General features: G+C 71.6%; 13 protein-coding genes. 4 read left to right on the top strand and 9 right to left on the bottom strand.

Translation table 11 applies throughout. The features are described 5' to 3' along the window. Positions 1-18 precede the first annotated feature (18 nt). The 4 genes from hpt to dacB form a co-directional block, all read right to left on the bottom strand. Complete coding sequence (gene hpt / locus ACN6LM_RS29410) at positions 19-558, bottom strand: hypoxanthine phosphoribosyltransferase (RefSeq protein WP_164403121.1); 540 nt, start codon at positions 556-558, stop codon at positions 19-21. A gap of 101 nt (positions 559-659) precedes the next feature. After that, a complete protein-coding gene (tilS, locus tag ACN6LM_RS29405; protein ID WP_445068414.1) occupies positions 660-1,742 on the bottom strand; it encodes a tRNA lysidine(34) synthetase TilS in 1,083 nt (360 codons plus the stop codon). A gap of 189 nt (positions 1,743-1,931) precedes the next feature. Then, entirely contained in the window at positions 1,932-3,065 is a 1,134-nt protein-coding gene (locus ACN6LM_RS29400; protein WP_445068413.1) for a zinc-dependent metalloprotease, read from the bottom strand. A gap of 49 nt (positions 3,066-3,114) precedes the next feature. Then, on the bottom strand, positions 3,115-4,605 hold the full coding sequence (gene dacB / locus ACN6LM_RS29395; protein WP_445068412.1) for a D-alanyl-D-alanine carboxypeptidase/D-alanyl-D-alanine endopeptidase: 1,491 nt from the start codon (positions 4,603-4,605) through the stop codon (positions 3,115-3,117). Positions 4,606-4,690: 85 nt separating this feature from the next. On the opposite strand from dacB, the gene ACN6LM_RS29390 reads away from it, so the two are divergent. Continuing rightward, positions 4,691-5,185 carry an inorganic diphosphatase gene (locus tag ACN6LM_RS29390; protein WP_018520452.1) on the top strand — a complete coding sequence of 165 codons (495 nt, stop codon included), beginning with the start codon at positions 4,691-4,693 and terminating at the stop codon, positions 5,183-5,185. Positions 5,186-5,329: 144 nt separating this feature from the next. Next, positions 5,330-7,027 (top strand): threonine/serine ThrE exporter family protein, encoded by a 1,698-nt coding sequence (locus tag ACN6LM_RS29385; RefSeq protein WP_445068411.1) that lies wholly within the window; start codon positions 5,330-5,332, stop codon positions 7,025-7,027. 29 nt (positions 7,028-7,056) lie between these two features. Here ACN6LM_RS29385 and ACN6LM_RS29380 read toward each other — a convergent pair whose 3' ends face one another. Both ACN6LM_RS29380 and ACN6LM_RS29375 read right to left on the bottom strand, forming a co-directional pair. Next, positions 7,057-7,761 (bottom strand): DedA family protein, encoded by a 705-nt coding sequence (locus ACN6LM_RS29380; RefSeq protein WP_445068410.1) that lies wholly within the window; start codon positions 7,759-7,761, stop codon positions 7,057-7,059. A 100-nt stretch (positions 7,762-7,861) separates the two neighbouring features. After that, the gene (locus ACN6LM_RS29375; protein ID WP_445068409.1) at positions 7,862-8,620 is read right to left on the bottom strand and encodes a MerR family transcriptional regulator; all 759 of its coding nucleotides are present in this window, start codon (positions 8,618-8,620) and stop codon (positions 7,862-7,864) included. Between the two features lie 129 nt (positions 8,621-8,749). On the opposite strand from ACN6LM_RS29375, the gene ACN6LM_RS29370 reads away from it, so the two are divergent. Continuing rightward, complete coding sequence (locus ACN6LM_RS29370; protein WP_445068408.1) at positions 8,750-10,024, top strand: ion channel protein; 1,275 nt, start codon at positions 8,750-8,752, stop codon at positions 10,022-10,024. 97 nt (positions 10,025-10,121) lie between these two features. Next, complete coding sequence (locus ACN6LM_RS29365) at positions 10,122-11,546, top strand: glutamate decarboxylase (RefSeq protein WP_445068407.1); 1,425 nt, start codon at positions 10,122-10,124, stop codon at positions 11,544-11,546. Position 11,547: 1 nt separating this feature from the next. On the opposite strand, the gene ACN6LM_RS29360 is transcribed toward ACN6LM_RS29365, so the two are convergent. The 3 genes from ACN6LM_RS29360 to ACN6LM_RS29350 are packed head-to-tail and all read right to left on the bottom strand — an operon-like array spanning position 11,548 to position 14,613. Further along, positions 11,548-12,165 carry a PadR family transcriptional regulator gene (locus ACN6LM_RS29360; protein ID WP_445068406.1) on the bottom strand — a complete coding sequence of 206 codons (618 nt, stop codon included), beginning with the start codon at positions 12,163-12,165 and terminating at the stop codon, positions 11,548-11,550. Positions 12,166-12,219: 54 nt separating this feature from the next. Then, positions 12,220-13,677: an aldehyde dehydrogenase family protein gene (locus ACN6LM_RS29355; protein ID WP_445068405.1), complete on the bottom strand. Its 1,458-nt coding sequence runs from the start codon at positions 13,675-13,677 to the stop codon at positions 12,220-12,222. 54 nt (positions 13,678-13,731) lie between these two features. After that, positions 13,732-14,613 carry a helix-turn-helix domain-containing protein gene (locus ACN6LM_RS29350; RefSeq protein ID WP_445068404.1) on the bottom strand — a complete coding sequence of 294 codons (882 nt, stop codon included), beginning with the start codon at positions 14,611-14,613 and terminating at the stop codon, positions 13,732-13,734. Positions 14,614-14,854 lie beyond the last annotated feature (241 nt).

Genomic DNA, 14,854 nt, shown 5'->3' with positions numbered 1-14,854 from the left:
CTGAGGCCCCCCAGGCCCTCAGCCTCCGTATACGTGCGGGGCGAGGGTCCCGACGAACGGGAGGTTGCGGTACTTCTCCGCGTAGTCCAGCCCGTAACCGACGACGAACTCGTTGGGAATGTCGAAGCCGGTCCACTTGCAGTCGAGCGCGACCTTGGCCGCGTCCGGCTTGCGCAGCAGGGTGCAGATCTCCAGCGAGGCGGGCTCGCGCGAGCCCAGGTTCGACATCAGCCAGGACAGCGTCAGGCCGGAGTCGATGATGTCCTCGACGATCAGGACGTGCTTGCCCTTGATGTCGGTGTCCAGGTCCTTGAGGATCCGGACGACACCGGAGGACTGGGTGCCCGCGCCGTACGAGGAGACGGCCATCCAGTCCATGGTGACGGGGGTGGACAGCGCACGCGCCAGGTCCGCCATGACCATGACGGCACCCTTGAGGACCCCTACGAGGAGCAGGTCCTTGCCGGCGTACTCCGCGTCGATCTTCGCGGCCAGCTCCACGAGCTTCGCGTCGATCTCTTCCTTGGTGAGGAGCACCGACTGAAGGTCGGTGCCCATGTCCTTCTCGTTCACCCGCGTCTCTTTCTGTGCCTGCCCGGTCCGGGGGTGGAGCCCCGGGCCTGCGCGGCCGCTCGCCCTGCTCGTCAGCCGCTCGTGCGTCAGCTCTGCCGGATGACCAGTCTGCCACCCTGCCGCAGGGCTTCGACGCGGCCGGGGAGGTTGATGGCCTGCTGGCCGCGCCAGCCGGTGACCAGGCGGTCCACTTCCTCGATGTGCCGGGCGAAGAGCGAACCGGCCGGGGATCCCGCCTCTATGGCGGCCCGGCGCAGCACCCGGCGGCGTACGGCGGGGGGCAGCGCGTACAGCTTGGCGCACTCCAGCCGGCCGGCCTCGTCGCGTACGTCACGGTCGGCGGCGGCGGCCCAGGTGTCGAGGGCGTCGGCGTCGTCGCGGGAGAGCTGGGCCGTACGGGCGAGGGCTTCGACCACGCCCTTGCCGAGGGCCTTCTCCAGCGCCGGCAGGCCCTCGTGGCGCAGCCGGGAGCGGGTGTAGGCGGGGTCGATGTTGTGGGGGTCGTCCCAGACGGGCAGGGACTGGGCGAGGCAGGCGGTCCGGGCGGTCTGCCGGTCGAGCTGGAGGAAGGGGCGGCGGTAGCGGCCGGCCGGGCCGGAGGCGGCGGCCATGCCGGACAGGGAGCGGATGCCGGAGCCGCGGGCGAGGCCCAGCAGGACGGTCTCCGCCTGGTCGTCGCGGGTGTGGCCGAGGAGGACGGCGGCGGCGCCGTGGCGCTCGGCGGCGGTGTCGAGCGCGGCGTAGCGGGCGTCGCGGGCGGCGGCCTCGGGACCGCCCTCGCGGCCGACGTGGACGGCGACGGCCTCGACGGGGCCGAGGTCCATGGCGGCGAGCCGGGCGGCGACCTCGGCGGCGCGGGTGTCGGAGCCGTCCTGGAGGCCGTGGTCGACGGTGACGCCGCCGGCCCGGACGGGGAGTTTGCGGGCCTCGAAGGCGAGGGCGGAGGCGAGCGCCATGGAGTCGGCGCCGCCGGAGCAGGCGACGAGCACCAGGGGGGTGTCGGGGCGGTCGGGAAGCGTGCCGAGGCGGCTGCCCGAGCCGGCCCGGGCGAGCTCGGGGTGCGGGGCGCGCCCGGCGCGTTCGGTCTGTGCGGCGTGTTCGGCGATGACGTCGTGGAGTACGCGGCGGACCGCCAGGCGTATCGCCGCGACCGCAGGATGGGGACCCATGTCCGGTGCCCTTCGTGAGGTTCTTGAGGGGTGTCTCGGAGTGCCGGGACGGGAAGGAGTGCCGTCACTCAGAGTGCATCGATGGTGACAGAGCAATGCCGTTCATCGAGCATTGCACGCCTTCCCATGCCCCTACGGTCCCTCGGATGGGTGATTACCGGCGCGTTGCCTTCGTACCGGGGCCCTTGATCACGACTCTGCCTTACGGTGCACCCTCGCGATCCAGTCCGCGGGGCGGGCGATCTCCGCCTTGGTCGGAAGGGTGTTGGGCGAGGTCCACACCCGGTTGAAGCCGTCCATGCCGACCTCGTCCACGACGGCCCGCACGAAGCGTTCGCCGTCCCGGTACTGGCGCAGCTTGGCGTCGAGGCCGAGCAGCTTGCGCAGGGCCTGGTCGAGGCGGCTCGCGCCGCGGGCGCGGCGCTGCTGGAACTTCTCGCGGATCTCGGCGACGGAGGACACCACCTCGGGGCCGACGCCGTCCATCACGTAGTCGGCGTGTCCTTCGAGGAGGGACATGACGGCGGTGAGGCGGCCGAGGATCTCGCGCTGGGCGGGGGTCTGGACGAGCTCGACCAGGCTGCGGCCGCCGTCCTCGTCGGACTCGCCCTCGGGCCGGCCGCCGGCGAGGGACTGGGCGGCCTCGCGCAGCCGCTCCAGGAAGGTCATCGGGTCGACGTCGGTCTCGTCCAGGAAGGACTGGATCTCGCCCTGGAGGTGGTCGCGGAGCCAGGGCACCGCGGTGAACTGGGTGCGGTGGGTCTCCTCGTGGAGGGCGACCCAGAGCCGGAAGTCGTGCGGGTCCGCCGCCAGCTCGCGTTCGACGTGGACGATGTTCGGCGCGACGAGCAGGAGGCGGCCGCCGCCGTCGGCGGAGGCGGGGAGATCGCGGGTGGCGGGGGCGAACGTCTCGTACTGGCCGAGGACGCGGGAGGCGAGGAAGGACAGCAGCATCCCGACCTCGACGCCGGTGACCTTGGAGCCGACCGCGCCGAGCACGGCGCCGCCCGCGCCGCCGGTGCGCCGCCCCTCCATCTTCTCCAGGAGGGGGCGCAGCAGTTCGCGGAAACCGGCGACGTTGGCCTTGATCCAGCCGGCGCGGTCCACGACGAGGACGGGGGTGTCCTCGGGCTCGGTGCCCTCGGGGATCATCCGGGTGAAGGCGCGGACGTGCTCCTCCGCCGCCTTCGCGTGCCTGCGCAGCTCCGCGACGACCTCGCGGGCCTCCTCGCGGCTGATCTCGGGGCCCGGCCGCACAAGCCGGGTCGCGGTCGCGACCGCGAGGTTCCAGTCGACCATCCCTGCACCACCGATGCTCGTCATGCGTCAACCGTACGTGCTCTGCCCTTGGTGCGGTGAGGTGTTGACGCGGTCATCGCTTGCCGGCGCCGAGTGCGGTGGCGAGTTTGTCGAGGGCCTTCTGGGCCTCGGTGGGGGCGGTGGTGCCGGAGGCGAGGAAGGCGAAGGCGAGGAGCCGTCCCCGGGTGTCCACGACCGTGCCGGCGAGGCTGTTGACGCCGGTGAGGGTGCCGGTCTTGGCGCGGATGAAGCCGGTGCCGCCTGCCTTGCTGGTGTAGCGGCTGCTGAGCGTGCCGCTGAAGCCCGCCACGGGGAGGCCGGTGAGGACGGGGCGCAGTTCGGGGTGGGCGGGGTCGGCCGCCCGGGCGAGGAGGCCGGCGAGCAGGGCGGCGGTCACCTTGTCCCGGCGGTCGAGCCCGCTGCCGTCGGCGATGTCCACGCCCTTGAGGGGCAGACCGATCTTCTTGAGGCGGGTGGTGACGGCCCGTCGGCCGCCCTTGAAGTCGGCGGGCTGCCCGGCGGCGATGGCGGTCTGCCGGGCCAGGGCCTCGGCGATGTCGTTGTCGCTGTTGGTCAGGGCGCGTTCGACCAGGCCGGAGAGCGGGGCGGAGAGGTGGGTGGCGACGGTGCGGGACTTCTTGGCGGGGCGGCCGGGGGCGGGGGCGCCCTTGATGGTGACGCCGGCCTTGCCGAGGTATCCGGCGAAGGCGCGGGCGGCGTCGCCGGCCGGGTCCTCGGTGCGCGGGGCCGGGCCCCTGGCGGAGTCGTCCTGGCGGCCCTCGTTCAGCATCAGGGCGCTCATGGGCGCGATGTTCTCGTTGGGGCCGATCGGGTGGTGCGTGGGCCCCGAGTAGGCGGAGGCGTCGTAGCGCAGGCGTACGGAGGGGGCCTCGGCGTCCTTGAGGGCGCGGGCGGTCCCGGTGGCCAGGGCGCGCAGGGCGGCCTTGTCGAGGGTGGGGTCGCCGCCGCCGACGAGGGTGACGGTGCGCAGGTCGTCGGAGGCGCGCACGGTGGTGGGGATGCGGTGGGCGGGACCGAGGGCGCCGAGGGCGGCGACGGTGGTGGCGATCTTGACGGTGGAGGCGGGCGTCATGGGGGCCTCGGCGCCCTTGCCGTAGAGCCGTTCGCCGGTGGCGGTGTCGATGACGACGGCGGCGCGGCGGGTGCCCAGCGCGTCGTTCTCCAGCAGCGGGTCCAGGACGGCGCGCAGGTCGCGGGGGGTGCCGGCCGGGGCGTTCGCCGGGCCGGTGCCGGTGGCGGACAGGGCGGCGAGGACGGCGGGGGCGCTGGGGGCGGGGGCGGGGCCCTCGGGATCGCCGGCGTCGTGATGTGCGCCACCTGTGCGTTCGGCGGCGGTCGCCCGGTCCCGCTCGGCCTTACGCTGACCCGAGTCCCAGGGTCCGGTGGCGAGGACGGCGCCGGCCGCGAGGGCCAGTCCGACGACGGCGGACACGGCCGTGAACTGCCAGTCGTTCACTCCGCCGCGTACGCCCAGGCGGGCCGCGATACTGCCGCCGGGCGTGCCGGGCGGTTCGGTCGACGGTCTTTCCACCGGCTCGGCCACCGTTGACCACCCCTTTCGCGAGCACACATCTGCGTGAGGGACACTTAACCACCAGTCGTATGTGTTGATCATGGAGGAGCCACCCGTGGAGTTCGACGTCGTTATCGAGATCCCGAAGGGTTCGCGCAACAAGTACGAGGTGGATCACGAGACCGGCCGGATTCGTCTGGACCGTCGGCTCTTCACCTCGACCAGCTACCCGGCGGACTACGGCTTCGTCGAGGACACCCTCGGTGAGGACGGCGACCCGCTGGACGCGCTGGTGATCCTGGAGGAGCCGACGTTCCCGGGCTGCCTCATCAAGTGCCGCGCGATCGGCATGTTCCGGATGACCGACGAGGCCGGCGGCGACGACAAGCTGCTGTGCGTCCCGGCGTCCGACCCGCGGGTGGAGCACCTGCAGGACATCCAGCACGTGTCGGAGTTCGACCGCCTGGAGATCCAGCACTTCTTCGAGGTCTACAAGGACCTGGAGCCGGGCAAGTCCGTCGAGGGCGCCGACTGGGTCGGCCGCGCCGAGGCCGAGGCCGAGATCGTCGCCTCCCGCAAGCGTCTTGAGGCGCAGGGCGGCGCGCACTGACGTTCCGCTTGCGGATGAGCGGGCCTGCGAACGGGCGGTACACCCAGGTGGGTGTGCCGCCCGTTCCGTGTGCCCTCCCTTGGGCGTGGCCATACTGGGCAGGAGTGCGGCCGAGGACGCGCAGCCGAGGAGGAGCGAGGTCGAGTGGTGGCGGAACCGGACGGGCCCGATGACGAGAAGCCCCAGTCCGACGAGGCGCACAGCGCCTTCTCGCGGCCTGCCGGGACCGAACCGGCGGCGCCACCGGAGGAGGACCACCCGACCTCGGAGTTCGCCCTTCCGGAGGGGGTGACGCCCGAGCCACCGGCTCCGGGTTCCGGTTCCGGTACGGGTTCCGCTTCCGGGTCCGAGACGACCGGTTCGGCGTTCGCCACGCCGAGCACGTACAGCTTCCGGGACTCCCCGCCGGCGTTCACCCCGGCGTACGGGGTGCCGATGGTCCGGCTGACCAAGGAGGCGCCCTGGCAGGACCGGATGCGCACGATGCTGCGGATGCCGGTCGCCGAGCGCCCGGCGCCCGAGCCGGTCCAGCGGCACGACGAGGAGGCGGGGCCCCCGGTTCCGCGCGTGCTCGACCTGACGCTGCGTATCGGGGAGCTGCTGCTGGCGGGCGGCGAGGGTGCCGAGGACGTCGAGGCGGCCATGTTCGCGGTGATGCGGAGCTACGGGCTCGACCGCTGCGAGCCGACCGTGACGTTCACCCTGCTGTCGATCTCGCACCAGCCGTCGCTGGTGGACGACCCGGTGACGGCGAGCCGTACGGTACGCCGCCGGGGCACCGACTACACCCGGCTGGCGGCGGTCTTCCGGCTGATCGACGACATCACCACGGCGGACGACGAGGTGTCGCTGGAGGAGGCGTACCGACGGCTCGCGGAGATCCGGCGCAACCGGCACCCGTATCCCGGCTGGGTGCTCACGCTGGCCGCCGGCGGGCTGGCCGGGGCGGCGTCCGTGCTGGTCGGCGGTGGTCCGCTGGTGTTCCTGATCGCGGCGCTCGGGGCGATGCTCGGGGACCGGCTGGCCTGGCTGTGCGCGGGGCGCGGGCTGCCGGAGTTCTACCAGTTCGTGGTGGCGGCGATGCCGCCCGCCGCGATGGGCGTGGCGCTGACGCTGACGCACTGGTCGGACGTACGGCCGTCGGCGGTGATCACCGGTGGGCTGTTCGCGCTGCTGCCGGGGCGGGCGCTGGTGGCGGGCGTGCAGGACGGCCTGACCGGCTACTACATCACGGCCTCGGCGCGGCTCCTGGAGGTCATGTACTTCTTCATCGCGATCGTCACCGGGGTGCTGCTGGCCCTGTACGGGGGGCTTCAGCTGGGCGCGGAGCTGGACCCGGAGGCGCGGTTCATCACGCACGACCGGCCGGTGATCCAGATCCTGGCGTCGATGCTGCTGACCCTGGCCTTCGCGATCCTGCTCCAGCAGGAGCGGGCGACGGTGCTCGCGGTGACCCTGAACGGCGGTGTGGCCTGGATCGTCTACGGGGCGATGGCCCGGACGGGCAACCTGTCGGCGGTGGCCGCGACGGCCGCGGCCGCCGGGCTCGTCGGGCTGTTCGGGCAGCTGTTCTCGCGGTACCGCTACACGTCGTCGCTGCCGTACATCACGGCGGCGATCGGGCCGCTGCTGCCCGGTTCGGCGACGTACTTCGGTCTGCTGGGCGTCGCGCAGAACGAGCTGGACCGGGGCCTCGCCTCGCTGTCCACGGCGGTGGCGACGGCCCTGGCCATCGCCATCGGGGTGAACCTGGGGAGCGAGATCTCCCGGCTGTTCATGCGGGTGCCGGGCGCGGTCGGCGGCGCGAACCGCCGCGCGGCCAAGCGGACGCGCGGCTTCTGACGGGGTGGCGCCTCAGGGGCGTACGGGGCTCAGCGCTTGGCGTGACGGCCGCGGCGGCCGGCGGACGGGTCCTGCGGGGGCACCTCGTCGTTCCCGGCGGCGGGGCCCTCCTTCTTGCCCTTGCTCCGGGCGCGCAGGAACTCGATGGCGATCGGGATCACCGAGATCAGCACGATCAGGACGAGCATCGCCTCGATGTTCTTGTGGACGAACTCGACGTTGCCGAGGGCGGCGCCGAGCAGGGTCACGCCGACGCCCCAGAGGACGCCGCCGATCACGTTGAACACGATGAACGAGCGGTAGTTCATCCGGCTGACGCCCGCGATGATCGGGGTGAACGTCCGCACGATCGGCACGAAGCGGGCCAGGATCAGCGACTTCGGGCCGTGCTTCTCGAAGAACTCGTGGGCCTTCTCGACGTTCTCCTGCTTGAAGAGGCGGGAGTCGGGCCGGCTGAAGAGCGAGGGGCCGACCTTGCGGCCGAAGAGGTAACCCACCTGGTCGCCGATGATCGCGGCCAGCGCGACCAGGACGCAGACCAGCCAGAGCGGGGTGTGCAGCTTGTCGGTCGTGACCAGCAGGCCCGTGGTGAACAGCAGGGAGTCACCAGGCAGGAAGAAGCCGATGAGCAGCCCGGACTCGGCGAAGACGATGACCAGCACACCGGCCAGGCCGAACTGTCCGATGAGATGGTCCGGGTCCAGCCAGCTCGGTCCGAGCGCAAGCGTATTCAAGGGTCCGGGCTCCAGGATGAGGTCGATAAGCGGCTGCGTGGCCGCCCCAAGCTATCAACGCCTCAGGGCGGCCCCGGGTTCCACCCGCCTCCGTGACCGTTTACGCCCGGCGGCGCGCGTTCGCCTCGATCGCGTCGCGCAGGTGCTCGGCGAGGCCCGGCCGCATGGCGTCGTAGAACGCCTTGAACTGCGGATCGGCGACGTACATGCCGCCGAGGTTCCGGTGCATGTCGTGGCCGCACTCGTAGAACCAGGTGGAGATGTGCAGCCGGTGCTCCTCCGCGAGGCCGGTGGCGCGCTCGCCGTCGGCGGGCTCACCCGCCTCCATCAGCGCCGCGTAGCGCTCGCTCCAGGAGTCGACCTCGGCCTTCATGCGCCGCCAGTCCTCCTTGGTGTACCGGGCGGCCCGGCGCTGCGACTCGGCGTACGCCTCGGTACCGCCCCAGCGGCGCTCGGCCTCCTCCGCGTGCTCCTCGGGGTCCTTGTCGCCGAAGACCTCGAACTTCTCCTCGGGGGTGAGGTTGATGCCCATCCTGCGTGCCTCCATCGCTGTCTCTACGGCGGCGGCCATCCGCTGGAGCTCCGCGATCCGGTGCGACAGCAGCGCGTGCTGGCGGCGCAGGTGCTCCTGCGGGTCCGCGTCCGGGTCGTCGAGCAGGGCCGCGATCTCCTCCAGCGGGAAGCCGAGCTCCCGGTAGAAGAGGATCTGCTGCAGCCGGTCCAGGTCGGCGTCGTTGTACCGCCGGTGGCCCGCGCGGCTGCGCCCGCCCGGTGAGAGCAGGCCGATGGAGTCGTAGTGGTGCAGGGTGCGCACCGTGACCCCGGCGAAGCCGGCGACCTGTCCCACGGAGTGCTCCATGGCTCCCCGCTCCTTCCTGTGTGGGTACGCGTACGAGCCTCGGTCCTCACGCGGCGTGAGGTGCAAGTCCCGCCTGCCACCCGCGCCTTTTGAACGGTTTTACGGCTTTCGCATCGCTATGGTGTGCCGATGCCGACCGATTCCGCCGTCGCCGCCGAGCCCGCCCCCGCCCGCCGACTGCTCGTGCTCATCGTGCCCGCCCTGGCCGTGGGCGTGGCCTCGGCCCTGGTCCTGCTCGGGGTCAGCCTGCTCGCGGAGAAGCTCCAGGACGTGCTGTGGGAGACGCTGCCCGACGCGCTGTCGGTGGGCGGGTACTCCTCGCTGTGGATGATCGTGATGCTCACGGTCACGGGCCTGGTGACCGGCCTGGTCCTGCGCGCCGTCCCCGGCCACGGCGGCCCGGATCCGTCGACCATGGGCCTGGTCGACCCTCCCCTGCCGCCCCACGTGGTGCCCGGCCTGCTCGTGGTCACCGTCCTGGCCCTGGCGGGCGGCGTCAGCCTCGGCCCTGAGAACCCGATCACCGCGGCCAACATCGCCCTGGCCGCCTGGGCCGGCCGCCGGGTCGCGCCCGGCGCGCCCGGCGAGCTGTGGCTCGCGCTCGCCGCCGCCGGCACCATCGGCGCCCTCTTCGGCACCCCGGTCGCGGCCGCCCTGATCCTCACCGAGACGCTGACCGCCGCGCCCGGCGCCGGGGCGCTCTGGGACAAGCTGTTCGGGCCGCTCGCGGCCGGGGCCGCCGGATCGCTCACCATGTCGCTGGCCGAGCACCCCAGCTTCGACCTGTCGCTGCCCCCGTACACGCACACCGGCTGGGGCGACCTGCTCGCCGCCCTCGTGATCGCCTCCGCCGGAGCGGTCCTGGGCCTGGCGGCGGTGTACGCGTTCCCCTTCGTCCACCGCTTCTTCCGGGCCCTTCCGCATCCGGTGCTCGCCCTGACCCTGGGCGGCCTCGCGCTCGGCCTGCTCGGGGCACTGGGCGGGCACCTCACGCTCTTCAAGGGGCTGGACGAGGTGAAGACGCTCGCCGCCGATCCGGACGGCTGGTCGGCCGGCGAGTTCGGGGGGATGGCGGTGGTGAAGGCGGCGGCCCTGGTGATCGCCGCGACCTGCGGCTTCCGGGGCGGCCGGATCTTCCCGGCGGTGTTCGTGGGCGTGGCGCTCGGCCTGTGCGCCCATGCGCTGGTGGACGCCGTGCCGGTGGCGCTCGCGGTGACGTGCGCGGTGCTGGGTGTGCTGCTGGCCGTCACCCGGCAGGGCTGGCTGAGCCTGTTCACCGCGGCGGTGCTGGGCTTCGACACGGCCCTGCTCCCGGTGCTGTGCGTGGCCTCGCTGCCCGCCTGGCTGCTGGTGACCGGCCGGCCGCTGATGCAGCTGCGCGAGGACGGTACGGCGATGCGCTGAGCCGGACGGCCCAGCACCGGGTGTCGGGCGCGGAGACCGTCCGTATCGTCGGATTCGTCCGGTCTCGCGGGCGCGAGCCGAGAAGGGCAGGTCCGTGATGCCGCTCCACCGGGGCTCCGCGCACGAGGGCGAACCGTCGACAGAACAGCGCAAACTGGCGCTCAACCCCTTCTACGGGGTGGCCGACCCGGTCGCCGGGATGGAGGCGGCGCCGCCCAGGCACCGGATGCCGGACGGACCGCTGCCGCCCCACACCGCGTACGGGCTCGTCCACGACGAGCTGATGCTGGACGGCAACTCGCGGCTCAACCTCGCCACGTTCGTCACCACCTGGATGGAACCCCAGGCCGGGGTGCTGATGGGCGAGTGCCGCGACAAGAACATGATCGACAAGGACGAGTACCCGCGCACCGCCGAACTGGAGCGGCGCTGTGTGTCGATGCTCGCCGACCTCTGGCACGCGCCGGACCCCTCGGCGGCCGTCGGCTGTTCCACGACCGGGTCCAGCGAGGCGTGCATGCTCGCCGCGATGGCGCTCAAACGCCGCTGGGCGGCCAAGAACGCCGACCGCTACCCGGCGAGCGCCAAGCCCAATCTTGTGATGGGGGTGAACGTGCAGGTGTGCTGGGAGAAGTTCTGCACGTTCTGGGAGGTCGAACCGCGCCTCGTCCCCATGGAGGGCGACCGCTTCCACCTCGACCCGCAGGCCGCCGTGGAGCTGTGCGACGAGAACACCATCGGCGTCGTCGGCATCCTCGGCTCCACCTTCGACGGCAGCTACGAGCCGATCGCGGAGCTGTGCGCGGCGCTGGACGGCCTCCAGAAGCGCACCGGACTCGACATCCCCGTCCACGTCGACGGGGCTTCCGGCGCCATGGTCGCGCCGTTCCTCGACGAGGACCTGGTGTGGGACTTCCGGCTTCCCCGGGTCGCCTCCATCAACACCTCCGGCCACAAATACGGCCTGGTCTACCCAGGTGTCGGCTGGGCGTTGTGGCGCTCGCCCGCAGAGCTGCCCGAGGAGCTGGTCTTCCGGGTGAACTACCTGGGCGGCGACATGCCCACCTTCGCGCTGAACTTCTCCCGGCCCGGCGCCCAGGTCGTCGCGCAGTACTACACCTTCCTGAGGCTGGGCCGGGACGGCTACCGGGCGGTGCAGCAGGCGGCCCGGGACGTGGCGACGGGCCTGGCCGCGAAGATCGAGGCGCTGGGCGACTTCCGGCTGCTCACCCGGGGCGACCAGCTCCCCGTCTTCGCGCTCACCACCAAGCCGGAGGTGACGGCGTACGACGTCTTCGACGTGTCGCGGCGGCTGCGCGAACGCGGCTGGCTGGTGCCCGCGTACACCTTCCCGGCCGACCGGGAGGACCTCTCCGTACTCCGGATCGTGTGCCGCAACGGCTTCTCGTCGGACCTGGCGGAACTGCTCCTGGAGGACCTGCGCTCCCTGATGCCCGAACTCCGCGCCCAACCGCACCCGCTGACCCGGGACCAGAACGCGGCGACGTCCTTCCACCACTGAGCTACCCGGTCGCGTACGGGTTCTCCTCGCCCTCCGCGAGTACGCCGACGAACGGGGCGCCCTCCCCGGCGAAGACGTACGCCCCGCCCTCGATCCGCGCGATCAGCCCGCGCGTCCACTCCGCGCCGGCGTCCGTCGAGTCGACCCAGAAGTTCATGACCTCGCCGATGTGGCCCAACTGCTCCGGGCCGCCCTCGGGGAGGTAGTGCTCGGTGACGGCGGCCCGCCAGGCCGCGAGCTTCTCCAGGCGTTCCCGGAGCAGGGCCACCGCCTCGGCGCGTTCCAGGTCGACGATGAAGCCGATGCCCGCCGAGAGGACGTCCATCCGCTGGTCGTACGAGGTGAGCGAGGCGCGCAGCAGGGCGAAGTACTCCTCGGTGCCGCGTTCGGTGATCTCGTACTCGATGCGCGGCGGGCCGCCCGCCGTGCTCGGGGCCACCTCGTGGGCGAGGAGCATGTCCTGCTTCGCGAGCTGCTTCAGCGCGTGGTAGACGGAGCCGGGCTTGGCGTTGGACCACTCGTGGGCGCCCCAGTACTCCAGGTCGTTGCGTACCTGGTAGCCGTGGGCCCGGCCGTGCTGGCGCACGGCGCCGAGGACCAGCAGCCGGATCGCGGACATGCCCTCCACCTCTCTGGTCAGCCCGACCAGCCTAGCGGGCGGTGTCGGGCGAGGTCAGAAGGGGAAGACGCTGCGGCCGTGCTGGACGGAGATCCACTTCTGGGTGGTGAACGCGTCCACCGCCGCGTCCCCGTTCATCCGGCCCAGACCGGAGTCCTTCTCGCCGCCGAACGCGATGCCCGGGTCGTCGTGCACGGTGGAGTCGTTGACGTGGAACATCCCGCTGCGGATGCGCTGGGCGAACCGGACCCCCCGCCCGGTGCGCGCGGTGTGCACGGCGCCGCTGAGCCCGTACGGACTGTCGTTGACGATGCGGACGGCCTCGTCCTCGCCGTCGAAGGGGACCAGCAGCGCGACCGGGCCGAAGATCTCCTGGTGGAGCAGCGGGGAGCTCTCGGGCAGGCCGGTGAGCACGGTCGGTTCGACCAGGTTGCCGCGCACCCGCCCGCGCACCGGCGCCTGGGCACCGTCGGCGATCGCCTGGTCCACCAGGGCGGCCAGCGAGTCGGCGTGGAAGGTGTTGATGACCGGACCGATGCTGGTGTCCGGCTCGCGCGGGTCACCGGTCTTCAGGGCGGCGACGCGGGCGCAGAACTTCTCCGTGAACTCGGCGGCCACCGGCCGGTCCACCAGGATGCGGTTGGCGGCCATGCAGACCTGGCCGGAGTAGATGAACCGGCTGAAGACGGCGGCGTCGACCGCGTAGTCGACGTCCGCGTCGTCCAGCACCACCAGGGCGCTGTTGCCGCTGAGTTCGAGGACGGTCCGCTTGAAGAGAGCGCCCGCGGTGGCGGCGACATGGCGGCCGACCCGGTCCGAACCGGCGAAGGAGATCACCTGGGGCACGGGGTGGTCGATGAACGCGTCGCCTATCTCGGCTATGTCGGTGACGACCACGTTGAGCAGCCCGGCCGGAAGCCCGGCCTCCTCGAAGATCCTCGCGACGAGTCCGCCGCCGACGACGGGCGAGTTCTGGTTGGCCTTGACGACGACCGCGTTGCCGAGGGCCAGGGCCGGCGCGACCGACTTCATCGTCACCAGGAGCGGGAAGTTGAAGGGGCTGATGACGCCGACGACCCCGACGGGCAGCCGGTAGAGCAGGTTCTCCCGGCCGTCCGCGGCGGAGGGCAGGATGCGGCCCTCCTTGGAGAGCGCCTGCCGGGCGGCCTCGCGCAGGAACTCCTGGGTGAGGCTCAGTTCGTACGCGGCCTTGGTGCGGGTGCCGCCCAGCTCGTCGATGATCGCCTCGGTGATCTCGTCGGCCAGTTCCTCGGTGACCCGCAGCGCGCGCTCCAGGACGTCCCGGCGGCGGTACGGGCTCGCCGCCGCCCATTCCCCCTGCGCGCGCTCGGCGGCGCGGTAGGCGCTGTCCACCTCGGCGGCGGTGGCGATGGTGATCGCGGCGAGCTTCTCACCGTTGTAGGGATTGAAATCGATGATGTCCCAGGAGCCGGTGCCCGTCCGCCATTCACCGTCGATGTACTGGCCGGCCAGCTCTTGGAAGAAGGACATGCGATCCCTTAACTCAGGTGCAGACTCCTGTAGGAGCGCCATCGTACTGAAAATTCAGGAGAGTTGGAGAAGTCCTCGGAGCAGGTCACGACTCTCCTCCGGGCCCGGGCTCTCGTCTTGGAGCCGCGTCATCGCCTTTTCGTACTGGGCGACTTCTTCGTCCTTGTCCAGATAGAGCGCGCTTGTCAGCTGCTCCAGATACACGATGTCCGACAGATCGGATTCCGGGAATCGCAGCATGGTGAACGATCCGCTCTCGCCGGAGTGCCCGCCGAAACTGAACGGCATCACCTGGAGCGTGACGTTCGGCTGTTCCGACATATCGATCAGATGCCGCAATTGCGCCCGCATCACTTCGCGTCCGCCGTACGGGCGGCGCAGTGCCGCCTCGTCCAGCACCGCATGGAAGTGGGGCGCCCGTTCGGAGACGAGGACCTTCTGCCGTTCGAGGCGCAGGGCGACGCGGCGCTCGATCTCGGCGGGGGGCGCGCCGCGCATGCCCCGGGAGACGACCGCGTGGGCGTAGTCCTCGGTCTGCAGCAGTCCGTGGACGAACTGGACCTCGTAGATCCGGATGAGCGAGGCCGCACCCTCCAGGCCGACGTAGGTCTGGAACCAGCCGGGCAGTACATCCCCGTAACTGTGCCACCAGCCCGCCACGTTGGCCTCACGGGCCAGGGCGAGCAGGGAGTCGCGCTCCGCCTCGTCCGTGACACCGTAGAGCGTGAGCAGATCCTCGACATCCCTGGCCTTGAAGCTCACCCGTCCCAACTCCATGCGGCTGATCTTCGATTCGGAGGCCCGGATCGAGTAGCCGGCCGCCTCGCGCGTGATGCCTCGCGAGTCACGCAGTCTCCTGAGCTGAGAGCCCAGCAGGATGCGCCGCACCACGGACCCACTCGACTCGCCTGCCGCCACTGGTCCAACCCTCCCCATCGCTTCCTGGCATCGAGGCTCCCCCTGAACCCCAAGAGCCGGATTCTGCCATCAAAACGCTTCGCCCCGTACTCATTCGATTACGGAAATGGGAAGAGCTTGGGAAGACGCCGAAACCGGGGTGGGGAAGAAATGAGCAAGAACCGCACGGGGTCGGACAGGTCCGGCGCGTGCACGTGCATCTGCCCTTGCATCTGCTGTGCGCATTCGGAACCATGGAGCCCGCGCACCTGCGTTCTCG

Source organism: Streptomyces sp. SAS_281 (assembly GCF_052542855.1).
Note: the sequence above shows the minus strand (reverse complement) of the source record. Positions and strands in the feature narration are given on the sequence as shown.

What these genes read in the sequence shown, in the direction of transcription:
- hpt (WP_164403121.1), bottom strand. Translation starts at nt 558, where the DNA reads ATGGGCACCGACCTTCAGTCGGTGCTCCTCACCAAGGAAGAGATCGAC.
- tilS (WP_445068414.1), bottom strand. Translation starts at nt 1,742, where the DNA reads ATGGGTCCCCATCCTGCGGTCGCGGCGATACGCCTGGCGGTCCGCCGC.
- ACN6LM_RS29400 (WP_445068413.1), bottom strand. Translation starts at nt 3,065, where the DNA reads ATGACGAGCATCGGTGGTGCAGGGATGGTCGACTGGAACCTCGCGGTC.
- ACN6LM_RS29375 (WP_445068409.1), bottom strand. Translation starts at nt 8,620, where the DNA reads ATGGAGCACTCCGTGGGACAGGTCGCCGGCTTCGCCGGGGTCACGGTG.
- ACN6LM_RS29370 (WP_445068408.1), top strand. Translation starts at nt 8,750, where the DNA reads ATGCCGACCGATTCCGCCGTCGCCGCCGAGCCCGCCCCCGCCCGCCGA.
- ACN6LM_RS29365 (WP_445068407.1), top strand. Translation starts at nt 10,122, where the DNA reads ATGCCGCTCCACCGGGGCTCCGCGCACGAGGGCGAACCGTCGACAGAA.
- ACN6LM_RS29360 (WP_445068406.1), bottom strand. Translation starts at nt 12,165, where the DNA reads ATGTCCGCGATCCGGCTGCTGGTCCTCGGCGCCGTGCGCCAGCACGGC.
- ACN6LM_RS29355 (WP_445068405.1), bottom strand. Translation starts at nt 13,677, where the DNA reads ATGTCCTTCTTCCAAGAGCTGGCCGGCCAGTACATCGACGGTGAATGG.
- ACN6LM_RS29350 (WP_445068404.1), bottom strand. Translation starts at nt 14,613, where the DNA reads ATGGGGAGGGTTGGACCAGTGGCGGCAGGCGAGTCGAGTGGGTCCGTG.